General features: G+C 40.6%; 15 protein-coding genes and 1 other RNA gene. 10 read left to right on the plus strand and 6 right to left on the minus strand.

Going from position 1 to position 19,987, the window contains the following annotated elements:
* The first annotated feature begins 42 nt into the window (after nt 1–42).
* The 7 genes from L0657_RS04420 to L0657_RS04450 all read left to right on the plus strand — a co-directional run bounded on the left by L0657_RS04420 (nt 43) and on the right by L0657_RS04450 (nt 6,975).
* A complete protein-coding gene (locus L0657_RS04420; protein ID WP_235149183.1) occupies nt 43–519 on the plus strand; it encodes a hypothetical protein in 477 nt (158 codons plus the stop codon).
* Between the two features lie 99 nt (nt 520–618).
* Entirely contained in the window at nt 619–963 is a 345-nt protein-coding gene (locus L0657_RS04425; protein ID WP_235149184.1) for a DUF4174 domain-containing protein, read from the plus strand.
* A gap of 131 nt (nt 964–1,094) precedes the next feature.
* Entirely contained in the window at nt 1,095–4,667 is a 3,573-nt protein-coding gene (locus L0657_RS04430; RefSeq protein WP_235149185.1) for a histidine kinase, read from the plus strand.
* Between the two features lie 11 nt (nt 4,668–4,678).
* Complete coding sequence (locus L0657_RS04435; protein WP_235149186.1) at nt 4,679–5,428, plus strand: LytTR family DNA-binding domain-containing protein; 750 nt, start codon at nt 4,679–4,681, stop codon at nt 5,426–5,428.
* Between the two features lie 95 nt (nt 5,429–5,523).
* On the plus strand, nt 5,524–5,895 hold the full coding sequence (locus L0657_RS04440; protein WP_235149187.1) for a DUF3592 domain-containing protein: 372 nt from the start codon (nt 5,524–5,526) through the stop codon (nt 5,893–5,895).
* Nucleotides 5,896–6,015: 120 nt separating this feature from the next.
* Complete coding sequence (locus L0657_RS04445) at nt 6,016–6,753, plus strand: glycosyltransferase family 2 protein (RefSeq protein ID WP_235149188.1); 738 nt, start codon at nt 6,016–6,018, stop codon at nt 6,751–6,753.
* A 24-nt stretch (nt 6,754–6,777) separates the two neighbouring features.
* Nucleotides 6,778–6,975 (plus strand): hypothetical protein, encoded by a 198-nt coding sequence (locus tag L0657_RS04450; protein ID WP_235149189.1) that lies wholly within the window; start codon nt 6,778–6,780, stop codon nt 6,973–6,975.
* Nucleotides 6,976–6,979: 4 nt separating this feature from the next.
* On the opposite strand, the gene L0657_RS04455 is transcribed toward L0657_RS04450, so the two are convergent.
* The 3 genes from L0657_RS04455 to lpxK form a co-directional block, all read right to left on the minus strand.
* The gene (locus L0657_RS04455; RefSeq protein WP_235149190.1) at nt 6,980–9,892 is read right to left on the minus strand and encodes a PD-(D/E)XK nuclease family protein; all 2,913 of its coding nucleotides are present in this window, start codon (nt 9,890–9,892) and stop codon (nt 6,980–6,982) included.
* A 149-nt stretch (nt 9,893–10,041) separates the two neighbouring features.
* Nucleotides 10,042–11,940 carry a putative porin gene (locus tag L0657_RS04460; protein ID WP_235149191.1) on the minus strand — a complete coding sequence of 633 codons (1,899 nt, stop codon included), beginning with the start codon at nt 11,938–11,940 and terminating at the stop codon, nt 10,042–10,044.
* Nucleotides 11,941–12,030: 90 nt separating this feature from the next.
* Complete coding sequence (lpxK, locus tag L0657_RS04465; RefSeq protein WP_235149192.1) at nt 12,031–13,074, minus strand: tetraacyldisaccharide 4'-kinase; 1,044 nt, start codon at nt 13,072–13,074, stop codon at nt 12,031–12,033.
* Between the two features lie 67 nt (nt 13,075–13,141).
* Here lpxK and menC point away from each other — a divergent pair, with 67 nt between their 5' ends.
* Nucleotides 13,142–14,239, plus strand: a complete 1,098-nt coding sequence (menC, locus tag L0657_RS04470; protein WP_235149193.1) for an o-succinylbenzoate synthase — start codon at nt 13,142–13,144, stop codon at nt 14,237–14,239.
* 6 nt (nt 14,240–14,245) lie between these two features.
* Here the strand turns inward: menC and hemF are convergent, their stop codons facing one another.
* A complete protein-coding gene (gene hemF, locus L0657_RS04475) occupies nt 14,246–15,163 on the minus strand; it encodes an oxygen-dependent coproporphyrinogen oxidase (protein WP_235149194.1) in 918 nt (305 codons plus the stop codon).
* 104 nt (nt 15,164–15,267) lie between these two features.
* Nucleotides 15,268–16,425, minus strand: a complete 1,158-nt coding sequence (locus L0657_RS04480; protein ID WP_235149195.1) for a C40 family peptidase — start codon at nt 16,423–16,425, stop codon at nt 15,268–15,270.
* A 376-nt stretch (nt 16,426–16,801) separates the two neighbouring features.
* Here L0657_RS04480 and ssrA point away from each other — a divergent pair.
* Both ssrA and L0657_RS04490 read left to right on the plus strand, forming a co-directional pair.
* Nucleotides 16,802–17,174: a transfer-messenger RNA gene (gene ssrA / locus L0657_RS04485) on the plus strand.
* Between the two features lie 244 nt (nt 17,175–17,418).
* Nucleotides 17,419–18,642 carry a site-specific integrase gene (locus L0657_RS04490; protein WP_235149196.1) on the plus strand — a complete coding sequence of 408 codons (1,224 nt, stop codon included), beginning with the start codon at nt 17,419–17,421 and terminating at the stop codon, nt 18,640–18,642.
* A 932-nt stretch (nt 18,643–19,574) separates the two neighbouring features.
* Here L0657_RS04490 and L0657_RS04495 read toward each other — a convergent pair.
* Nucleotides 19,575–19,937, minus strand: coding sequence for a hypothetical protein (locus L0657_RS04495; RefSeq protein ID WP_235149197.1), 363 nt, complete (start codon nt 19,935–19,937; stop codon nt 19,575–19,577).
* Nucleotides 19,938–19,987: the final 50 nt, after the last annotated feature.

Raw genomic sequence — 19,987 nt, forward strand, 5'->3', positions numbered from 1 at the left:
TGTGTAATTATTTTGCGTCATCAAACTACTTTAAATTTTAACATGAGAAAATTATTTGTTCTGTGCCTGATTGTTCTATTCACTTCTTGTAAGGATAAAGACGATAGTTCCACGCCCGAGCCAGATTATGCTCCTGAATTTGCTGGTAACTATTCTACAACAACAGTAGTTGGCAATGAGACAACCATTCAGGATTGGGTAATTACCAATACGGATAAAAACACTTTGGCTATTGACTACACAAAAAGTATTAGAGTAAGCACATCAGGTACGACATTGACAGCCGTTCAGATTCGTAAGTTGAAAGATGTTAAAGTAACAGCAGCAGATAGTTTTACGATCAATGAAGTAGTAGATGTTGAGCAGACTACTCCCGGGACTTTGACTCAGAAGCTTGAAGGAACTGCTTTGAAAGTTACAAACGGGACTGGCATGCCACAGCTCAACATAACCATTAAGTTTACAAATGCCGGTGGAGGAGCTCCGGTTGAAGAATATCTGGAATTCAAACAGAAATAAAAGTTTAAAAATTGATAAATAAACGGCTTGGTGAAAATCTTCATCAGGCCGTTTTTGTGTTTGGAATAATTTTTTAACAATTCTTAAAAACATTTAATTATGAAAATCTTACTGATTACCATGATGTTATTCCTCGCAGACCAGCCTCGAAAGGTATTGTTATTTTACAAAAATGATAAGAAAGAAACCTGGCATAAGCAAACTGCTGAACTGGAAGCAAACAAGGCTGGTGTTAAGGAGCGCGACATTAATATTGAATCGTATGAGTTTTCCAAAAATCCGGATCAATGGAAAAAGTGGAATATTGATACTTCGAAATCGTTTACATTTATTTTGATTGGTCGGGACGGCGGGGAAAAACACAGATCTGATAAAGTTGTTTCGCATCAGGAATTATTTGGTAAGATAGATGCCATGCCGATGCGGAAAAATGAGATCAGATAATTACGGAATTTATTGTACTATCGGATTAAATAATAACAACTTTTTTGTTTAAATTACTGGTAAGTCTAATTCCAAACTGGAATAATTTGGTATAAATCTGGTTGCAAGGCAAGTCTCACCAACTCAACAATATGTACAAAAGGATCTCTGCAATTCTATTGTTTTGGATTTTGCCTCTCTGTTCACCAGCCCAGACCATTTTCCAAAATCTAAAATGGCAGGATGGGTTAAGCGCCAAACAGGTTCGCGGACTTTATAAAGACAAAGAAGGATTCCTGTGGATTGGTACTACAAATGGTCTGAACCGCTACGATGGAGCCGTTATAAAACAGTATAAAAGCGGGAATGTTAAAAATTTGTATATCAATTCAGTGGAGCCTTTTGGAGATGACAGTCTGCTGATTGGGACGCGAAAAGGAATGTTTTTGTTTGACAAAAAATCCGGCCATTTCTTTAATGATGCCCGGTTTTCTGAGCTTGAAGATCAGGTTATTGTATGCATAAAAAGGGACGGCTACGGACGTATATGGATAGGAACGAGATACCTCACTTCTTCCAGAATTTATATTTATACTCAGAAAAAACTTTTACCGGTTGAAGCCGTTTATCCTGATGCAAAAGTCTTCAATAAACATGAATTCGCCTTGTCGATCATGGTTTATGATACTGTGAGACAGGGTTTTTGGATTGCGGCAAGTAAGCCATTTTTTATTGATTTTAGAAAAAAAACGGTTTATCATCGCGATTATAATCCGCTTCATTTTCCCATTCTTAAAGTTTATAATGTGCATGCAATTGCGGTTGATAGCAAGAGTAATGTGTGGTATGGATGCGATGATGATCCTTCCCTAAATTTCTGGGACTGGCGAAAAAATCTTATTGAAAAATATTTCCAGTTAGATGGAATTGCAATAAATGAGGGATGCAATCGCCTTTTTATTGACAGCAAAGACAGGTTATGGATTTCTACCTGGCTTTTTTCTGCCTTTATTAAGGAACAAGGAAAACCTATCAAAAAAATTCCATATAGTCAGAACGAAACATATACGATCGGCTATGGTCATTTTCGTGAAGCCATTGAGGATGAGGAAGGAAATATCTGGCTGGGGACGATCAACGGGGTCAGTAAAAGTCAGGATAACTATCCGATTCTGGCCATTTATCAGCTGCCAAGTTTTCGCTTTTTTTTGCAAACCGGCTTTGCTCAGGCGAATCATATTAGTGTTTCCGGTGACACAATCATGGCTAGCAAGGAAGAAGGAATTGTGGCATACAATTCCTCGGACGGAAGTTATAAAAGATATGTTGTGCCAAATTTACCAAGAAACCGCTTTTTGATGTCTGTCAGACAAAACGACACATGGTGGTTTGCTGGGGAAAATGGGTTGTATACGCTTAAAAATAGAAGTTCCCGACTTGAAAAGCTTTATTTACCGGGAAGAGGACAAACCAAAAGTTTTGCCAATTTCGTATTTGTCGATCATAGAAAAAACGTTTGGTTTCAGGTAATGGATGATGCGATTTACCGCTACAATCCTTTGACAAAAAAGATAAACCGTTACAATGGCAAAGACGGATCAAGCGGATCTTTTAAATTCAGCAACTGTCAGAGTTTTGTCCAACTTCGGAACAACACGATATTATTTGCTGTCAACGGAAAAGGGCTTTTAAAGTTTGATTATACCACTGAAAAATTCTCGGAACTTCCGGTATTCAACCCCCATGAATTTTATGTCAGTAAGCTGGTGGAAGACCGCGACGGCAATATCTGGGCTTCTGCCGCGGGAAGGGGAATTTTAAAAATGAATCAAAAAGGAGCAGTTTTAGATAGTATAGATACCAGCAATGGCCTTTTGTACGATCATGTTGCAAGCATTGGAATAGATGATCGTGGGGCGGTTTGGGCGGCAAGCAGGGAAGGTCTTATGTTTTTTAATCCCAAAACGAAGGCGGTGACCAAAGTGGAGATCGATCTTGGGAAAACCTTACAGGACTATTGGAATAATCTTACTATCGCAAATGGGAAAGTCTACGCAGTTATGCTGGATCACGTCGTGGTCATTGATCCGTTTCATTTCGCGATGATGCCTGTAAAAAAACCGCCTCAGATTACTTCTGTCAAAACATTTGGCGTTGAAAAGGCCTCCTTTTCAAATACTGGATTTATTGAGCTTGAACCGGCCGAAGATGATATAACATTTCAATTTGCCTCATTGAACCACCGCGACATTCCCTGGCTGCAATACAGCTTTCAGCTCGAAGGAATTGATAAAAACTGGGTAAAGGCAGGTCGCCGTCTTACCGCTTCATATACTAATTTAATGCCGGGGAGATATACCTTTAAAGTGCGTAGTACGGATGAAAAGGGGCGCTGGATGCAGGCCATTACGATTTTAAAAGTGCATATCAAACCGAACTGGTGGCAGACATGGTGGTTTACAACGATATGGCTATTGGTGGTGCTGCTTATTTCATATCTGTTTTACAGAGATGCAAATCTTAGGAAACAGAAGCGGCGGATTGATAAAACGATAGATTATTTTGCTAATTCGGTGTATGGAGAAAATTCGGTGAATGAGATTTGCTGGGACATCGCCCGTAATTGCATTTCACAGCTGCGCTTCGAAGATTGCGTCGTGTATCTGCTGGATGAAGAGAAAAACAAGCTGGTACAAAAAGCCGCCTACGGGCCAAAAAATCCAAAAGGTCATGAAATTATTAATCCAATTGAAATCGAGATTGGTAGTGGCATTGTCGGAGCCGCCGCCGCGAGGGGCAAAACGTTGATTGTTGGTGATACCGGAAAAGATGACCGTTATATTATTGACGACGAGGTGAGATTTTCCGAAATTGCTGTTCCCATACTTCACGACGGAAAAGTGATTGGGGTGATTGATTCAGAACACAGTAAGAAATATTTCTTCACGGAAGAACATGCCAAGGCGCTGACTACAATTGCTTCGATCAGTGCCAATAAAATTGCAGAAGCGCTTGCTGAAGGTCAGGCCCAGGAGAAGGAAATAATGCTGCTGGAAATTAATAAAATGCTCGCTGAAAGCCAGCTAATGGCATTACGTGCACAAATGAACCCACATTTTGTTTTCAACTGCCTGAATAGTATCCAGGAATGCATTGTGACGCATAAGTATGACGAAGCCAGTAAATACCTGAATAAATTCTCCAAACTTTTCCGGATGGTTTTAAATAATTCCGGTAAAAAACTGGTGACGGTAGAAGAGGAGCGGGGGGTACTGGAATTGTATCTGGAATTAGAGCGAATGCGGTTTGAGAATAGTTTTTGTTATAACATCATTGTGGATGAAACACTTGAAGAGGACCAGATTTCCCTGCCCTCGATGCTTGTGCAACCTTATGTAGAAAATGCACTTTGGCATGGATTGATGCACAAAAACGGTGAAAGAAAACTAACGATAGAATTTAAAAGAGTTGACGAGGAGATTTTTATATGCCGGATTGAGGATAATGGAATCGGTAGAAAAAAATCCTTCGAGCTCAAAGCGATAAATAGTAAGTCGAAGCGTCATGAATCCAAAGGGATGGGAATTTCTCAGGACAGAATTGATCTGTTGCAGCGCCAGGGAAATCATGCAAGTTTGACTATTACCGATAAATACGACACCCGCGGAGAGGCGATTGGTACGTTGGTGGAAATTGAACTGTCAACATATTTGAAAAATCTTTAACCAGCAACGCTATGATAAAGGCTTTAATTATCGACGATGAGGCGAAAGCCAGAAATGTGCTGAATCACTATTTGGTAAGTCTGGTACCAGAAATTTCAGAAATAAGGCAGGCGGATTCTACCGATTCTGCCTTGGAGTTGCTTAAATCGTTTCAACCAGGTATTGTTTTTCTGGATGTGGAAATGCCTCATAAAACTGGATTTGACTTTTTACTGGCACTTAAAGATCCGGCATTTGAAATCATTTTTACGACAGCTTATAACCAATATGCAATCCAGGCGATCAGGTTTAGCGCACTGGATTATCTGTTAAAGCCGGTCGATCCTGATGAACTCAGAAATGCTGTGAACAGATATATTGAGAAGCAAAAACCGGCAAGTCAAAAGAAAGAACTATTTAATAACCTTGTTCAGAATATTGGGAAAAAGGAAGTTAAAGACTTTCGTCTCGCAGTTCCGTCCAGCCAAGGTGTGTTCTTTTTTACATTGGATGAGATTCTACGCCTGGAAGCTGACAGAAACTATACCGTCATCCATCTTGTGGGAAAACGCCCGTTCGTGGCAAGTAAAACCCTTAAACACTTCGAAGAGATGCTGGAAGAATTCAGCTTTATCAGAACGCATAAATCCCATCTTGTCAACTCTTTACACATTGTGCGCCTAAGTAATGATCATGAATACGTATTACTTTCCGACGGCGCCAAAATTGAAATATCCCGGAGAAAGAAAGATGAGGTGCAGCAGCAATTGAATTTTCGATAGCTTTTACCATTCGTTTCCCCAATGCCCGCCGTTAAATTACTATTGTTGAACATCACGAAACCCGGTTGTTTCTTTGTATTGTCAAAGCGAATAACATGGAATTGATAACAATACAGATCGTGGGATTATTGGAGGGTGCAGCAATTGTATTGATGATTCTGGCTGCCTGGCGACTTGTTTTGGTACTGGCAAGACCTCGCAAAATGTCTATACAGGAGATCGAAAAAAATGGAACACTGGCAGAAGCTATCGTCTTGGATGTAAACGAAACAGGTATGTTTATCGATGATTTGCCGCAGGTAAAGTTGCAAATGCAGGTTTTGCCTGAGAAGGGAAGAAACTTTGTGGCAGAGGTTAAACAGGTTTTACCCAACTCACTAAAAAGCTTATTACGTTTAGGAAGTAAAATTTTGGTGAAATATGATCCCGGAAATCCGCGGGATGTTGTAGTTTTGCGAGCCTTATAGACATAGAATGTTTTACATTCGGTCATAATGTAACATCTCGAATTTATTCTATGACTTTTTCAGCCAAAATTACGATCTTCGTTCGTAACTCGGAAACGTTATGAATTTTAACTTTAGCAAATGATTAGTAATCCTTTTACCAAGCTTTCTATAATTATTCCCGCTTACAACGAAGCCAGAACGGTTCACTTTATTCTTGATAAGATTAAGGCAGTTAAGCTAAATCACAATATTGAAAAAGAGGTGATTATAGTCAATGATTGTTCGAGTGATGGGACTGAACAGGCGATTCTTAATTATAAGGCCAGTAATCCTGAATTAAATATCAGGTATCTCAAACACGAGATTAATAAAGGAAAAGGAGCTGCTTTGCATACCGGTATTCAACACGCAACAGGTGAATATCTGATCATTCAGGATGCTGATCTGGAATATGATCCCGAAGAATATAATATCCTTATTCAACCAATCTGGGACGGCCACGCTGACGTAGTTTTCGGTTCCAGATTTATTGGTGGAAAACCACATAGGATTTTGTTTTTCTGGCATACGATCGGTAACAAATTCGTACTTACTTTTCTGTCCAATATGGCGACGAATCTTAATCTGACTGATATGGAAACTTGTTATAAGTTGTTCCAAACCAGTGTAATACAGAAATTAAACCTGACTGAAACAAGATTTGGTTTTGAGCCGGAAGTTACGGCGAAAATAGCTCGCGTTCCCGGATTAAGAATTTACGAAGTAGGTATTTCCTACTACGGTCGTACCTATGCAGAAGGTAAAAAAATTAATTGGAAAGACGGTGTTCGCGCTATTTATTGTATCTTCAAATACGGCTTTTTTAACGCGAAATAAAGATTAGTAAATACAGCGCACAACATGGAATTTGAAGAATATCTGACCACTAAAAAAATAGATTACATTGCTTTTCAAAAAGCAGATCCTGGACGATTTGAAGAATGGAATCAGATCTTTCGGACCATGCATCCGGATAGTTTTACTGCGCAGAAAAAATTTCTTATCAATGATATCAGAAGGAGATATCACCTGAATGACAAGGTGATATCTGCATCCTGACTATTTATCTCCCGCAAATTCCGACAAAATCGCAATACGTGCAGACGTTAAGATCTTCTGTTTTTTTAAAAGGAATCTGAGGATTCAGAAGATCATCAAGTATTTCTGAAAGCAACCTTTCTGACCGCTGAATGAAATGTTCAGCGTCCAGTCCTTCGGTTAATTCCAAAGGATTGGCAATCAAATTTGTCGGGTCACGGAAGGAATAAAAGCCTGATTTAACGAGGTATTTGCCAAATTCATACGTTTTTCCACCAATATTCAGACCTTTTTCGTCCTGCATTTTTCGGTACATCAGGTATTCATAGAGCCACAACTGACGCACATAGCCCGCTTTCCTGTCCGGATCGGTTCTTATTATTTCCTCTTTTCTTGCCGGATCAGAAACTTTTTGTTTGCCTGTAAGCTCCACACTTCCCGTTTTGTAATCCATAACATACAAGGTGTGCTCGCCGCTTAATTCGATGCGGTCAATTTTTCCTCCAATATTTACGAGTGTTTCTTCATTTTGAAGAGTCAGCGTTAAGGACGTTCTCAGCGGTTGTTCGGCAGCCAGTATTTTCCGACGGTATTCCTGGCTGATCTGATGTTTTGTGAAAGCCAGGATCTGCTGTTCTCCAACATGAAAGTAGATTTTGTTTAGTCCGAGGTCGGTTATATAGCCTTCGAATAAATCATCAAATTCTTCCTTCAAAATGACCTTGATCTGCTCTTCTGTCGGATCTTTTTCATGCAGGAAAAAATCTTGGTCAAGTCTTTCCAGACAAGCATGGATCCACGTTCCGATTTTATCCATACCCAGTTCTTCTTCCACATCTTCTGCCTCTTTCACCCCGACAATATGTTTCAGGTAAAATTGCATGGAACAACGGATCAGCTCGTTCAGGTGTGTCGGGTATACTCCCTTCCCTGAAAGATATCGGCGAATGGCGGCAAGCATCGCGGCATCTTTCGGAACGTCTTCACTTAATTCCTGAGATGCTTTTTTAGAAAAAGATACGGTTTTGTTTTGGATTTTTATTTCTGGATTATATGAAGAAAGCTCATATTCCACCTGCTGAATAAACCGACTTTTTTCTCCACCGCCAGGCGCATCATTTGTGCTTGTGTAAAGCATATGAATTTCCGAAGCGCGCTGTAAAAGACGATAAAAATGATAAGACATCACCGCTTCCTGATGCTGATGGGTCGGTAACCCTACTGCTTGCGCGGCATCAAACGGGATAAGTGAATTCTGCCGTTTCGCCTGTGGAAGCGTGCCTTCGTTCAGAGATAAGATAATAATGCGGTCGAAATCGAGCGCACGCGTTTCCAACATACCCAAAATTTGCAAAGAACTGATCGGTTCTCCGCTGAATGGAATCCTGGTCTGTTTGATCAGTTCAAACATGAACGACCGTAGCGTTTTCAACGTGATTACCTCCGGCCTGTCTTCAAGTGTTTGTTCAAATTGTTTTAAAAGTGTATAAAACAAATATAAATATTCCGTTTCCAGCGCATTTTTATATTCTTTGTAAACATCACGAAGAATATCAATAAGTGTATAAAAAGTCTGGATAACACGTTTTGAATTATTCTTAGGCCAATGTGTAAACAACGTTTCGAATAACAGATTTCCCTGTCCGAGTTCCTGCATTTCATCCGCGCTCAAAAATACACGGTTCCCATCGGTAATCTGCCAAAGTGTTTCCTGAATAATCGTATTGGTTTCCGTCGTCGCCGGTCTTAAAACAGCGTGTTCGTAATGTCTGATAAACGGATGGTTCAGGACTTTACTAATCGATTTATGATTAAACTTCGGAACCCTAACATTTCGTCCGGACTTGTTTCTAAATTCAACGACGTTTTGCTGCAACTCGAAAACACTGTCGATTAATGTATAAAGCATCGAATTTCTGAGCGACAAGCCCATGGTGATATTAAAGTCTGTCACCTCTTCGTCGAGCGAATAGATCATCGGAAGCAGTAAATTTTCATCGGCCAAAACGATGGCTGTGGATATCGGCTCGTCAGGATTATCTCCTGCCCTCATCGCAGCATAAAGTTGTCCGGCAACTTTCGTTTGCAGTGTCGCATTCGGGACACCGTAAATTGTTATATCTTTTTTTGTTGTAAGAAGATTATTATCCGTCCAGTTCCAGTTGCTGAATATTTTCTGACCTTGATATTCACGCAGACTTTTCCCCGCTTCCACACCCGTATTTTCGTGCATGTAATAACGGTCTGTATCCCACAAAACTTCCGCCTTTCCGGCCTTGATCAGTGCTGTAATAATCTGTTTTTCAGACTCTGTGAAGGCGTTGAAGCCAGCAAAATAAATTTTGTCAGTATCACTTTTTTGCAGTAAAAGTTCTTCAACATTTTCAGCGAGTTGCCGGTAAGCCATACCACGGTATGCTTTCCCGTTTTTCATCAATCGGCTCCGAAATGTGCTGTAAACCTGTTTTATATTTTCAAAAAGCGTAAAATATTGTTTGGTGCCCGAGCTTTCTTTCAGCGTTTTCCCTTCCGGAAGATTTTCCTGCCAGCGGTTGATTGCTTTTGCCTCCGACAGATAGTCGAAGAGATAATCGGTTCGGACAAGGTATTGGTCAATTTTATCGAGGTCGCTTAGTAAAACAGAAGCCCAACCCATAAATCTGTCGAACTGAACATCTGGATCAATATCCTTAAATGTTTCATATAACTCGAAAAAGAGATGAACTGAATCTTCAATTTCAAGGGTGCAAATACTTTCCACAAAGTCATCAACCGCATCAATTTTTGGGCTCATCACTGCTTTCGTTGTGCTGTTCGCCAGTTCCTGCATCAGGAAAAAAGCCGCACGGCGCGTAGGTACAACAATTCTGACACGGTCAAGTTGTGTACCGTTTTGAGCAAGAATATGATTGGCAACCTGATTTAAGAATGAAGGCATAAGTGAGCGCAGTTAGCCAATAGCAATTTGCTTTTAATAAAAATAAGCTTTTGGTAAGGTAAAAAATTATTAATGGAGAAACTTTTAATCTGACTTTACACTTTCGCTAACAGCTAACAGCTAACAGCTAACAGCTAACAGCCAACAGCTCAATCAAACAGCGGCCAGTTTACTCCGAACGAAAATGCACGTCTAAGTCCAAGATAGCCCGGCGTTTGATAATAACCCGGTGCTCCAAATCCCTGATTGACATGCGCCATTTTGAAGGAAAGCCTGATCCGCTTGATGCGGACATTTGCAAAAACGTCGGCAACGGTATACTGATCCACCAAAAACGTATTCTGTAAATGAAATTGTTGTGTAATCGGCATGTAAGCATCCGCAAAATACGACGATCGATACATGGCGGAAACACCAACTTGGAGGAAAAGTACCTTCGCATATGTGAAATCATAAGTAACCTGCCCACTTGCAAAATACTTTGGCATTCTGATGACATCACTGTTCGAGTTTCCGGTATAGTAGCCCATCCCGGAAAACGTCCATTGTCCAAGAGGAATGTTGAAAGTTGCACCTATACGTAAAATACTGAACGCACCGCTGAATTGTCTAGGCAGCGAAGCCGTATCGTAATAAACATAATTGTCTACGAGATTGTACTGGACTTCAGGTGTGAAAAGGATTTTTCTTGCTCGAAGTGGTAAGAAGCCATAAATGGTATTCGTTCCGGTCAGTTTGAAATTATTCTGCCAATCGAAATGATTGCCGATATAATTTTGAGCGAGAAGATCAGGCGATGTAAAGATGGTTTGGTAACCTACTTTCGCCCATTTGGTATCAAGCTCTCCTTTTAACCTAAAATCCCTTCCCAGAATATGTTCTCCTTCGGCCGTCAGATGTTGTACCGAATCTTTCAAATAATAGCTAAGCCAAAGACCAACGATATTGTCGAATTTCAGTCCTGTTCTGTATGCTGTGCTGACTGTACCGACCGTGTTTGGCGATTGTGCGAAGGCTCTCATGCCATATAACCGCTGACGGATGTAAGCACGGTAATTAAAACCAGAAAAAGTACCTTTTATCCCAACCTTGTTATCAAATAATTTAAAAAAAATGTCCTGCCTGGTTGTGTCCGGATTATAACGTGGAGCGGGATAAATACCTTTTTCTACACCACGCTCAATTTGATAATCTGAATATCGGTTGATTGTACTTTGATAGTCTGTCTGGGCGAAAACCTGGAAGCCGTTAGCCAGCTTGTATTGTTGATAAATGTGAAAAGCATTTCTTCGTTCCCAGGAATTAGCGTCGTCGCTTATTCTTGCTGCGCCATCGTAACTCCAGATACCGTCACCATTCTCAAGAGTATCAGGGATAACTCCACCCTGCTCTCTGGCTTTTTGATTCAGATACCGGTAGTTGGCCAGGATTAGATATTTTTTATCCTTGGAAAAATAATGTCCTTGCAACAGGAATGTCCAGTTTTGCCCAAGCAATGCCTCTGAAACCACACCAGTATAAGCACCATATTGTTTATTGGAAGTAAGACGCGCGCCTCTGATACCGAAGTTGAAACGGGAATTGACGTTTTGGGAATAGCCAAAGCTGCCAAGTGTAGTTTTTCGTCCTCCCGACCTGAATGTCAGATCTGTATATTGCGATTTTGTATCTATATATTGAACATCTTCCAGCTGAATCGCATAAGGGTCGTACGCACGCATGCCTAACTGTGCACCGACATCCTGGCGCGGTGTAAAGAATAAATTTCTTGTCGCAGTTGCGGTATTTCCCAGATCAACAATTTTTCCATAGGAGCGGTCAACAGGTGTCCAGCGGTTAAAATCCGGTAACAAAGTATCTACGCGATAGCGAACCGAATCACGGTTATTGATAATATCACTCTCAAAAAAATGGAGTGTTGTTTTAGGGCCATAAATTGTTTTGGTACTATCGTCAAGTACAACTCCCCCGCCTTTTCCACCCTGAGCGCCGCCGCTACCTCCGCCAGTTGGCATTCTTACGCCGCCTGGAAGTTGGACTTGCGCCATAGCAGTATGTTGGAAGAGCAGGAAGCTACACGAAATCCAAAAAACAACAGCAAATATAATTCTCATAAACAATTCAATAATTCCACCGATTTAGGGAAAGGTCAAGGGGGTGTTTTTTAAAATCCATTGATCAAAAGCTTCGGAATCGGTCCCGAAATCCATTTCCATTGGTAAATATGCAAAACGATCTGCGACGCCTGACAAGGCAGTTAGTGGTTTCAATTTCACCATATCCTTTTCAGTTGTAACTACAAAAGTATCGTTTTTTATGTACTTAATAAGATGTTCCAGATCGGCAATGGTGTAATAATGATGATCTGCAAAAATTATTTCATCAATAACGTGATACTGGCTTCGAAGGTATGCAGTAAAGGGCAGGGGATTGGCTATGCCGGCAACGACTATAACATTTTTTAACACAATAGGCGAATTGTCGTATGCTACCGGAGCGGAATAGCGAATCGTTGTAAAAAAAACAGGAACACTTTTCTTGCTATATCTTCCAATTGATTTTCTGATTTCATTCTTTTTAACTTCCGGCAAATTCTCTGGTGTTTTTGTCACAATAATTATATCGGCTCTGTTTGCCCCGCTTCTCGTTTCCCGGAGACGGCCTGCCGGGAAAGGCAGGTCTTTATAAAAAGGCCTGTTAAAATCGTTCAATAAAATGTTGATCTGGCGGTGAATTCCACGATGCTGAAATGCGTCGTCGAGCAAGAGCATATCCCGGTCGGGATGCCTTTCCTGGATTGCAATGGCTCCTGTTATCCGCTTTTCGCAAACGGCAACAACAATTTTTTTTCCAAATTTTGAAAAATATTGCAAAGGCTCATCGCCGATATCTGAGGCCTGGGAAGATGTGGTAGCGAAAACCAGGCCTTTCGTTTTTCTGCCATAGCCGCGGCTCAGAATTGCAACCCTGTATTTTTTTGATAAAAGCTTTGTAAGGTATTCAACGACAGGCGTTTTTCCTGTTCCGCCTACGGTTAAATTTCCTACGGATATGGTGAATTGGGGAGCTTTTTCAGTGGATAAAATTTCCTTATCGTACAGGAAATTTCTGAGCAGGGTTACCAAACCATACACCCAGGAAAAGGGAGTTAATATTAATTTTATCCAATTATGTTCTGCCATATTATCTGCATAATTACATATTTTTTGGTTAATATTGTTCCCCGAAAAAAGCTGACACCGCAAAAATATGCCTTTAAGAATTGTGTTTCAACCCTATACACTCCATTTTCGAATGGAAGCTGGTACTTCACGTGGGGTGCTTACACAAAAAACTTCATGGATTTTAAGAATAACGGATGAGGAGCAGCCTGGCGTTGTCGGGTATGGTGAGTGCGGACCGCTTCCGGGGCTGAGCGTTGACGATATTCCTGATTTTGGAGCTCAGTTAGCTGAGGTTTGCGAAACATTTAACCAGCTCGACCTGGAGGTTTTTCCCTTCAATCTTTCCATTATTTTACAACAGGTTATCCCTGAGCATTTGCCGTCTGTGCGTTTTGGTATTGAAATGGCGTTGCTGGATTTCATGCATGGAGGGCAAAAAACGCAGTATAAAAATGCGTTTTCAAAAGGTGAAAAAGGAATTCCAATGAATGGGCTGATCTGGATGGGATCTTACGATCACATGGTTGGCCAGATTGAAGATAAGCTTGAACAGGGATATACCACACTAAAGATGAAGGTCGGTGCGATTGATTTTGATCAGGAGTGCCGTATTTTGCAATCCGTCCGGTCCAGGTTTTCTGCTTCACAAATTACGTTGCGGGTAGATGCCAACGGAGCTTTCAAACCAGAAGACGTTGAAAATAAGCTAAAACGTTTATCCCAATTTGATCTTCATTCCATTGAGCAGCCGATTCGTGCCGGACAAATTGATTTACTCACCGAGTTGTGTGTTTCGTCGCCCATACCGATCGCACTTGACGAAGAGTTAATCGGAATTTCGGATTATCGGAAAAAGTTTGCGCTTTTAAAGAAAGTACAACCGCCGTATATTATTTTAAAACCTACATTACTGGGCGGTTTTCAGCATTGCAAAGAATGGATCGAAATCGCCACGCGACTTTCCATAGGTTGGTGGATGACTTCTGCGCTTGAATCAAATATAGGTTTAAGTGCGATCGCGCAGTTCACAGCTGCTTTTGACAACCAAATGCCGCAAGGCTTGGGCACAGGGCAACTTTATCATAATAATTTTGCATCACCGCTAAAAACGGATCAAGGTTATTTGTTTTATGATAAACAACTAAACTGGGACCTTTCTTCGCTTGGTGATGCATGGAAATAGGTACTGCTAATTTGCCCAGTCTATTCCCTTTCTTAATAATGCCAGTGTTTTTGACTCAACGGAACCTTCCTCAGGAATAAAATTATATTCCCAATTGGCCTGCGGCGGCAAACTCATCAAAATAGATTCTGTCCGCCCGTTTGTCTCCAATCCGAATTTTGTCCCACGGTCCCAAACCAGATTAAATTCAACATAACGTCCGCGACGAAGATACTGCCACTGTTTTTGCTGCTCCGTGAACTGTTCGTCGCGATGCTTTTTCATGAGGGAAGTATAAACCGGCGCAAAACTTTCTCCGATTTCCTTCACAAAAGCAAACAGTTCTTCTTTTGACAAATTGCTTCCGTAACCCGCTTCATCAGGTTTCAGATAGTCAAAGAAAACTCCGCCAACCCCACGTGTTTCATTTCTGTGCTGAATAAAGAAATAATCGTCGGCCCAGGTTTTAAATTTTGGATAAAAATCGGGGTGATGTTTATCGCAGGCTGATTTTAATACGTTATGAAAGGTCGTCGCATCTTCCTCAATTACGTAATGAGGTGTCAGGTCAATTCCTCCGCCGAACCAGCAGGTCCCGTTACTAAGCTCAAAATATCGAACGTTCATGTGAATAATTGGCACGTGCGGATTTTTTGGATGCATCACAATCGAAACGCCAGTTGCGGTAAAGTGAAAGTCGTCGGTATCATTCAGCTGCATTTGTTGACGAAGTCTCGGATGAACCTCACCTTTCACACATGAGAAATTCACTCCGCCTTTTTCAATGATACTTCCGTTTTGAATAAGTCTCGTGCGTCCGCCGCCGCCGGAATGGTGCTCCCAAAGGTCTTCCTTGAATTTTCCCGCGCCGTCTTCATTTTCTATGGCTGCGCAAATATTATCCTGTAATTGTTTGAAAAAGCCTTCTATATCTTCAACTGTCATTGTAAATCCGAAATTGTGCGGGGCGAAATTACAATAAATTTGAAAGCGGGATTACCGGTTTTTAAAATTGACAGTTTAGGCCATGGCAAAATTTTAGCATGCGATTATTTTTCAATATAAGCCGGGTGCTGTGCAATGGGTTGGATTCCGGTAGTTCCAACATTTCCGAGATATCGCCGGGCTGCAACCACAGTACGGGTTTCAAAATCATCATAATTCGGCGCATCCGGTTTCATACTGCTAATTCTGACATTTCCGGATGCATGAATAAATTCACCATTCCCAAGATACAGGGCGACATGTGTAACACGTGCGTCGGGCGATTTATTTTTCCCGCTTGCGAAGAATATCAGATCACCGGATTTCAGGTTTTTCAGTGCTTCATCAAGATTAAATCCGTCATTATTTAATACAGTAATCTGCTCACCCACCATCACTTGCTGAGAAGCGTTACGCGGAATAATGACGCCGTTCATGAAAAACGCAGTTTTTGTGAATCCGCTGCAATCCACACCCTTCACAGAAGTGCCGCCCCATAAATAAGGGACACCGATCATCGTTTTAGCAATACCAATAATCTGTTCAGGGTTTGGTGAGGGCTTTTTTATCCATTCATTATAGTCACTCATTTGTTCCTGCGGGATAAAACCGATTCTGCCATCGGGATAAATAACTTTGTAGAATCCTTTCTGCTTCCCTTCGTTAACCAAAATGTCGCCCATTACCAGATCCGAAACTCGTTGGGATTTCCGGTCCGGATTAACAAATGCGTGACCGTAATCATCAATAAAAACAAGTTTCTTCTTTTGCTTCCAGCCTTCGATTTCAGCGGCCGTTTTTAGCGTAATGGCTCCTGCATCCAGCCATGAAATGTAACCATCAGGTGTTCGAACGAGATAATAATATCCATCCTTTTTTAAAATATCAAGAGGCGTACCAAGTAGAGATTGTGTGGCAAGTTCAGCCGCATTTTTTGGATTTGATCGGATGTTGACAACAGAAAGATTCACGAGCGCATAGATTTTATCACCCAAATTTTTTGCTGGCAATACATTAACCGGGATTTTAACTTTGACCCCCGCTTTTACAAGAGAGTCAGAAAACTTCTGCGCTGCTTTGAGCTCTGTGGTTTCAAAATAATTATCACCAACACTATCCGCCATGATTGTGAAAATAGCAGTCCTTTTATCAGGCGCATACTCTTTTTTAACAGCCTCTGCGATATCGAATATTTTCCTGACCGGAACAGAATCAGATGACATTTTTTGATTTTGCCCTTTTGAAATAAACGGTAATAGAAATGCGAAGCAAAAGAAGAATTTATAAGTGCTCATAAAATGTAATTAAAAAGTAAGCTAATACATACCGGAAAATAATGCAAGTATCAAGAATTCTGCCCGACAAAATGGTCAGAAATAGTTTTTGTATTTCTTCGATTTTTGAAAAATTATGTAAAAACATTTGAATAAGTTTTAGAATTAAGTACGTTGACAACAAGGGTTTTAAATTGATAAACGGAGATAGATTTAGTTTTAAGAAAATATTTTTAAAAAAATTACGGAACCATTGGATATAGATTTTTGTCTAATACCAGCAGCCAACCGCGTGATTAATCACCGGATATTTCTGCGCCGCTTTGGGGGCGACTGGAATTGACAGCGGGTTGGGATTCTGTGTGTAAGCATGTCGGGAGCTGGGGGTACCTCCCGTAAATAATACCTTTCAAACAATAACTGGCGAAAATACTTACGCCATGGCTGCCTAATCCGGAGGATTTAGCAAATGCCATCATCCCTCCAACCTACGCACTGATGGTTGGGCTCCGGGGTGTCGCAAATCAGTGCTGGTTGGAATAGTAATACGGAAATCCAACGAGACCCTAGTATTTAAGGCCAAAACGCGGGTCCGCCGTGAACCTTGTCTGGCTCGAAAATTCAATCGCGGATAAGCATGTAGAAGGCGCAGGGTTTCCCTGTTCTGGACGAGGGTTCGAATCCCTCCGTCTCCACTGAGTACGTTTTAAAAAGATAAAAAACCCTGTTTAAATCATTTAAACAGGGTTTTTTGTTTGAATCAACCGCTAAAAGATTCAAATATGCCCAAAAATAAGTCGCGTCATTCGTAGCGTCTTTTTATTTAAATAAAAGACGCGCTGAAAAGCTTGTAACTTATTTATGGATAACCTGTTAAAGAGATTTACATCTTGATTTTTAAGCTTGGCAATTCGAATTTTGTTCATCTTAAACAATTAAGTCATGTTAGAAAAGAGCTTTGGATTGTTTTTCTTTTTGAAAAAACCAAAAATTGAAAATCAGGATGGAACCCGCTATGTATATTTAAAGATTACAGTAGACGGAGATTCAAAAGAGATTTCAACGAAGAGACTGTGGCATCCTTCAAGATGGTCGAAAGAAGCGGGGAATGCAGCTGGAAAAAAGGAAGATTCTAAAATGTTAAACTCTTTTTTGGATACGTATAAGGAAAAAGCATATCAAGCAAAAAAGCTACTTCTCGATAATGATCGGGATATCACTGCTCAGGCTATGAAAGATATTTTGACTGGCAAAGGGGAAGAGCGTAAAATGATAATTGACTTATTTCAGTATCATAACGATCAAATGGAAGCACTTATCGGAAAGGAATTTGCCAAAGGAACGCATAAGAGGTATGAAACTTCCTTGATTCACACAAAATCTTTTATTAAATGGAAATACAAAATGGATGATCTTCCAATAAAGGATTTAGACTATGACTTTATTACTGAATACTCATTCTGGTTTAAATCGGTTAGAAATTGCAATCAAAATACTACGGCAAAATATTTAGGCAATTTTAAAAAGATAGTCTTGGAGTGCGTTAAGAAAAAATGGCTGAGAAGCGATCCATTCGCAGAATTTAAATTAACGAAAAAGGAGGTGCTACGCAGGCCTTTGACAGCGGGAGAATTAAGTGTAATTGAGGAAAAGTTAATAACGATCGAGAGAATAGCTCAGGTGAGGGACATTTTTCTTTTTAGTTGTTATACGGGCCTCGCATACATCGATGTTAAACAATTAACGCGTAGTCAGATTGCCAAGGGTATTGATAACGCCTATTGGATTTTTAGTAATAGGCAAAAAACGGAAACTGCAACTAATATTCCATTACTCCCGCAGGCAATTAAATTATTGGAGAAGTATAAAGATCATCCCCAATGTCTGGCAGAAAATAAGTTACTACCGGTTTTAAGTAACCAAAAAATGAATTCATATCTGAAAGAAATTGCCGACCTATGTGGGATCACCAAGATACTTACTTATCATATTGCAAGACATACGTTTGCTACAACCGTTACCTTGTCCAATAATGTCCCAATCGAGAGTGTGTCCAAAATGTTGGGACATAAGTCAATTAAGCAAACGCAGCAGTATGCCCAAGTGGTGGACATTAAGCTAAGTCAGGATATGCAAGTATTAAGAGACAAGTTATTGAAAAATTAGTTTAATTGAGATGGTTGGTTGAATAGCTATTTTTGGTTTAGCGCAGCAACTAATTTAAAATTTGTTATTTGTTTTTGAAGAACACCTTTCTAGCATGCTTTTACAAGCTGGTAATTAGTCGCAGGCGATAATACCGCTACTTAACAATAATTGCACTTAGGTTTGTTTTCTTAGTTATCTGGATATTCAAAATTATAAGTTATCCATGGGGTGAATTTCTAAAATCACACATTTGTTAAAAGTCAACATTATGCAATAAGTATAAAATCCTGTTAAAATTCAATTTAGCAGGATTTTAAGCGTTTTAGATCAGCAAACTTACAAGGAGCTCAAAATAGATATTCCTATGAATGGAGAGGATTATCCAATACATTCACTTTCATGAACTTGAAGGGTTTGTGTAAGGCTATTTCAGAGTAATGCAGTGTTTTGTATAACTAATTGATATGTGTTGAATAGCAGATACAGACCAAGCTCTGTTAACGCTGAGCGAAAGCCGTATGAACATATCCATTCCACTGTAATTACGACGACTAATTTAATGAGTGACATTGAAACTTAGCCGTCTTAGTGAATAAGATTTATGAAAGCGCGAGCTTAAGGGCTCTTTCTACCGGACTCGGGCCATTGATATGCAAGTCGTGCCGCAATAACAAAGGCGGTTGTGCCATAAACTTTGGATTCAGGCCCTAATGTGGCTGGGCTGCATGCACGAGAAATGGATGACATAGATACACCGTTCCGGCGTTGCCTGTTGCCAAAACCTCCTCACGGGCGGGAAGCTTTTCCAGCTCACCGGCCACTTCCATGAAGCTGAGACCTTCCTCGGGCTTTGGAAATAATAAACGCGTGATATCCAGGTGAGAGCCGACCCGGATACGGGTTGGTGCATCAAGCTCTCCCACATCCGAATACAGAAATAGCATGAGCAATCAACGCCCCTTAGAATTCACATTAATGCGCCATTCAAAGAAATTGTCAGGATCGCTGCCGGGAAAGCTTGCATCCACATGCCAGCCTGCGTCACCCGGATCTTCGTAAGAAGGAAAACGTATCGGAAAAGTGCCCATCGCGTAGCATGGGAGCCAATTATTTGCTCCAACAAGCTGATCATAAGCACCATGCAGCACGGCCGTGTTCGCAGATTCAACAAATGGCGGCTGGGAATACATGCCCAGCCGCACAACAGGCTTCTTCCAGCTTCCCGGATCGTTGGGATCCATGCCGAGATCCTTCCACAAAATGTCGCGGGCTGCGGCTGCAACTTCTTGTGAAAAAGCTTTTTCAATGCACATAAATCCCTTATTTATGAAATTTTCAATTTGTTTACTATTTAGTATTTCTT

Origin of the sequence: Dyadobacter sp. CY345 (assembly GCF_021502725.1) — a bacterium.
In the GTDB taxonomy this organism is placed as follows: domain Bacteria; phylum Bacteroidota; class Bacteroidia; order Cytophagales; family Spirosomataceae; genus Dyadobacter.

Excerpts from the sequence above, each read along its gene's own strand:
- L0657_RS04430 (WP_235149185.1), top strand. The coding sequence starts at position 1,095 with ATGTACAAAAGGATCTCTGCAATTCTATTGTTTTGGATTTTGCCTCTC.
- L0657_RS04460 (WP_235149191.1), bottom strand. The coding sequence starts at position 11,940 with ATGGCGCAAGTCCAACTTCCAGGCGGCGTAAGAATGCCAACTGGCGGA.
- L0657_RS04445 (WP_235149188.1), top strand. The coding sequence starts at position 6,016 with ATGATTAGTAATCCTTTTACCAAGCTTTCTATAATTATTCCCGCTTAC.
- L0657_RS04420 (WP_235149183.1), top strand. The coding sequence starts at position 43 with ATGAGAAAATTATTTGTTCTGTGCCTGATTGTTCTATTCACTTCTTGT.
- lpxK (WP_235149192.1), bottom strand. The coding sequence starts at position 13,074 with ATGGCAGAACATAATTGGATAAAATTAATATTAACTCCCTTTTCCTGG.
- L0657_RS04480 (WP_235149195.1), bottom strand. The coding sequence starts at position 16,425 with ATGTCATCTGATTCTGTTCCGGTCAGGAAAATATTCGATATCGCAGAG.
- L0657_RS04455 (WP_235149190.1), bottom strand. The coding sequence starts at position 9,892 with ATGCCTTCATTCTTAAATCAGGTTGCCAATCATATTCTTGCTCAAAAC.
- L0657_RS04495 (WP_235149197.1), bottom strand. The coding sequence starts at position 19,937 with ATGTGCATTGAAAAAGCTTTTTCACAAGAAGTTGCAGCCGCAGCCCGC.
- L0657_RS04450 (WP_235149189.1), top strand. The coding sequence starts at position 6,778 with ATGGAATTTGAAGAATATCTGACCACTAAAAAAATAGATTACATTGCT.
- hemF (WP_235149194.1), bottom strand. The coding sequence starts at position 15,163 with ATGACAGTTGAAGATATAGAAGGCTTTTTCAAACAATTACAGGATAAT.
- menC (WP_235149193.1), top strand. The coding sequence starts at position 13,142 with ATGCCTTTAAGAATTGTGTTTCAACCCTATACACTCCATTTTCGAATG.
- L0657_RS04440 (WP_235149187.1), top strand. The coding sequence starts at position 5,524 with ATGGAATTGATAACAATACAGATCGTGGGATTATTGGAGGGTGCAGCA.
- L0657_RS04435 (WP_235149186.1), top strand. The coding sequence starts at position 4,679 with ATGATAAAGGCTTTAATTATCGACGATGAGGCGAAAGCCAGAAATGTG.
- L0657_RS04425 (WP_235149184.1), top strand. The coding sequence starts at position 619 with ATGAAAATCTTACTGATTACCATGATGTTATTCCTCGCAGACCAGCCT.
- L0657_RS04490 (WP_235149196.1), top strand. The coding sequence starts at position 17,419 with ATGTTAGAAAAGAGCTTTGGATTGTTTTTCTTTTTGAAAAAACCAAAA.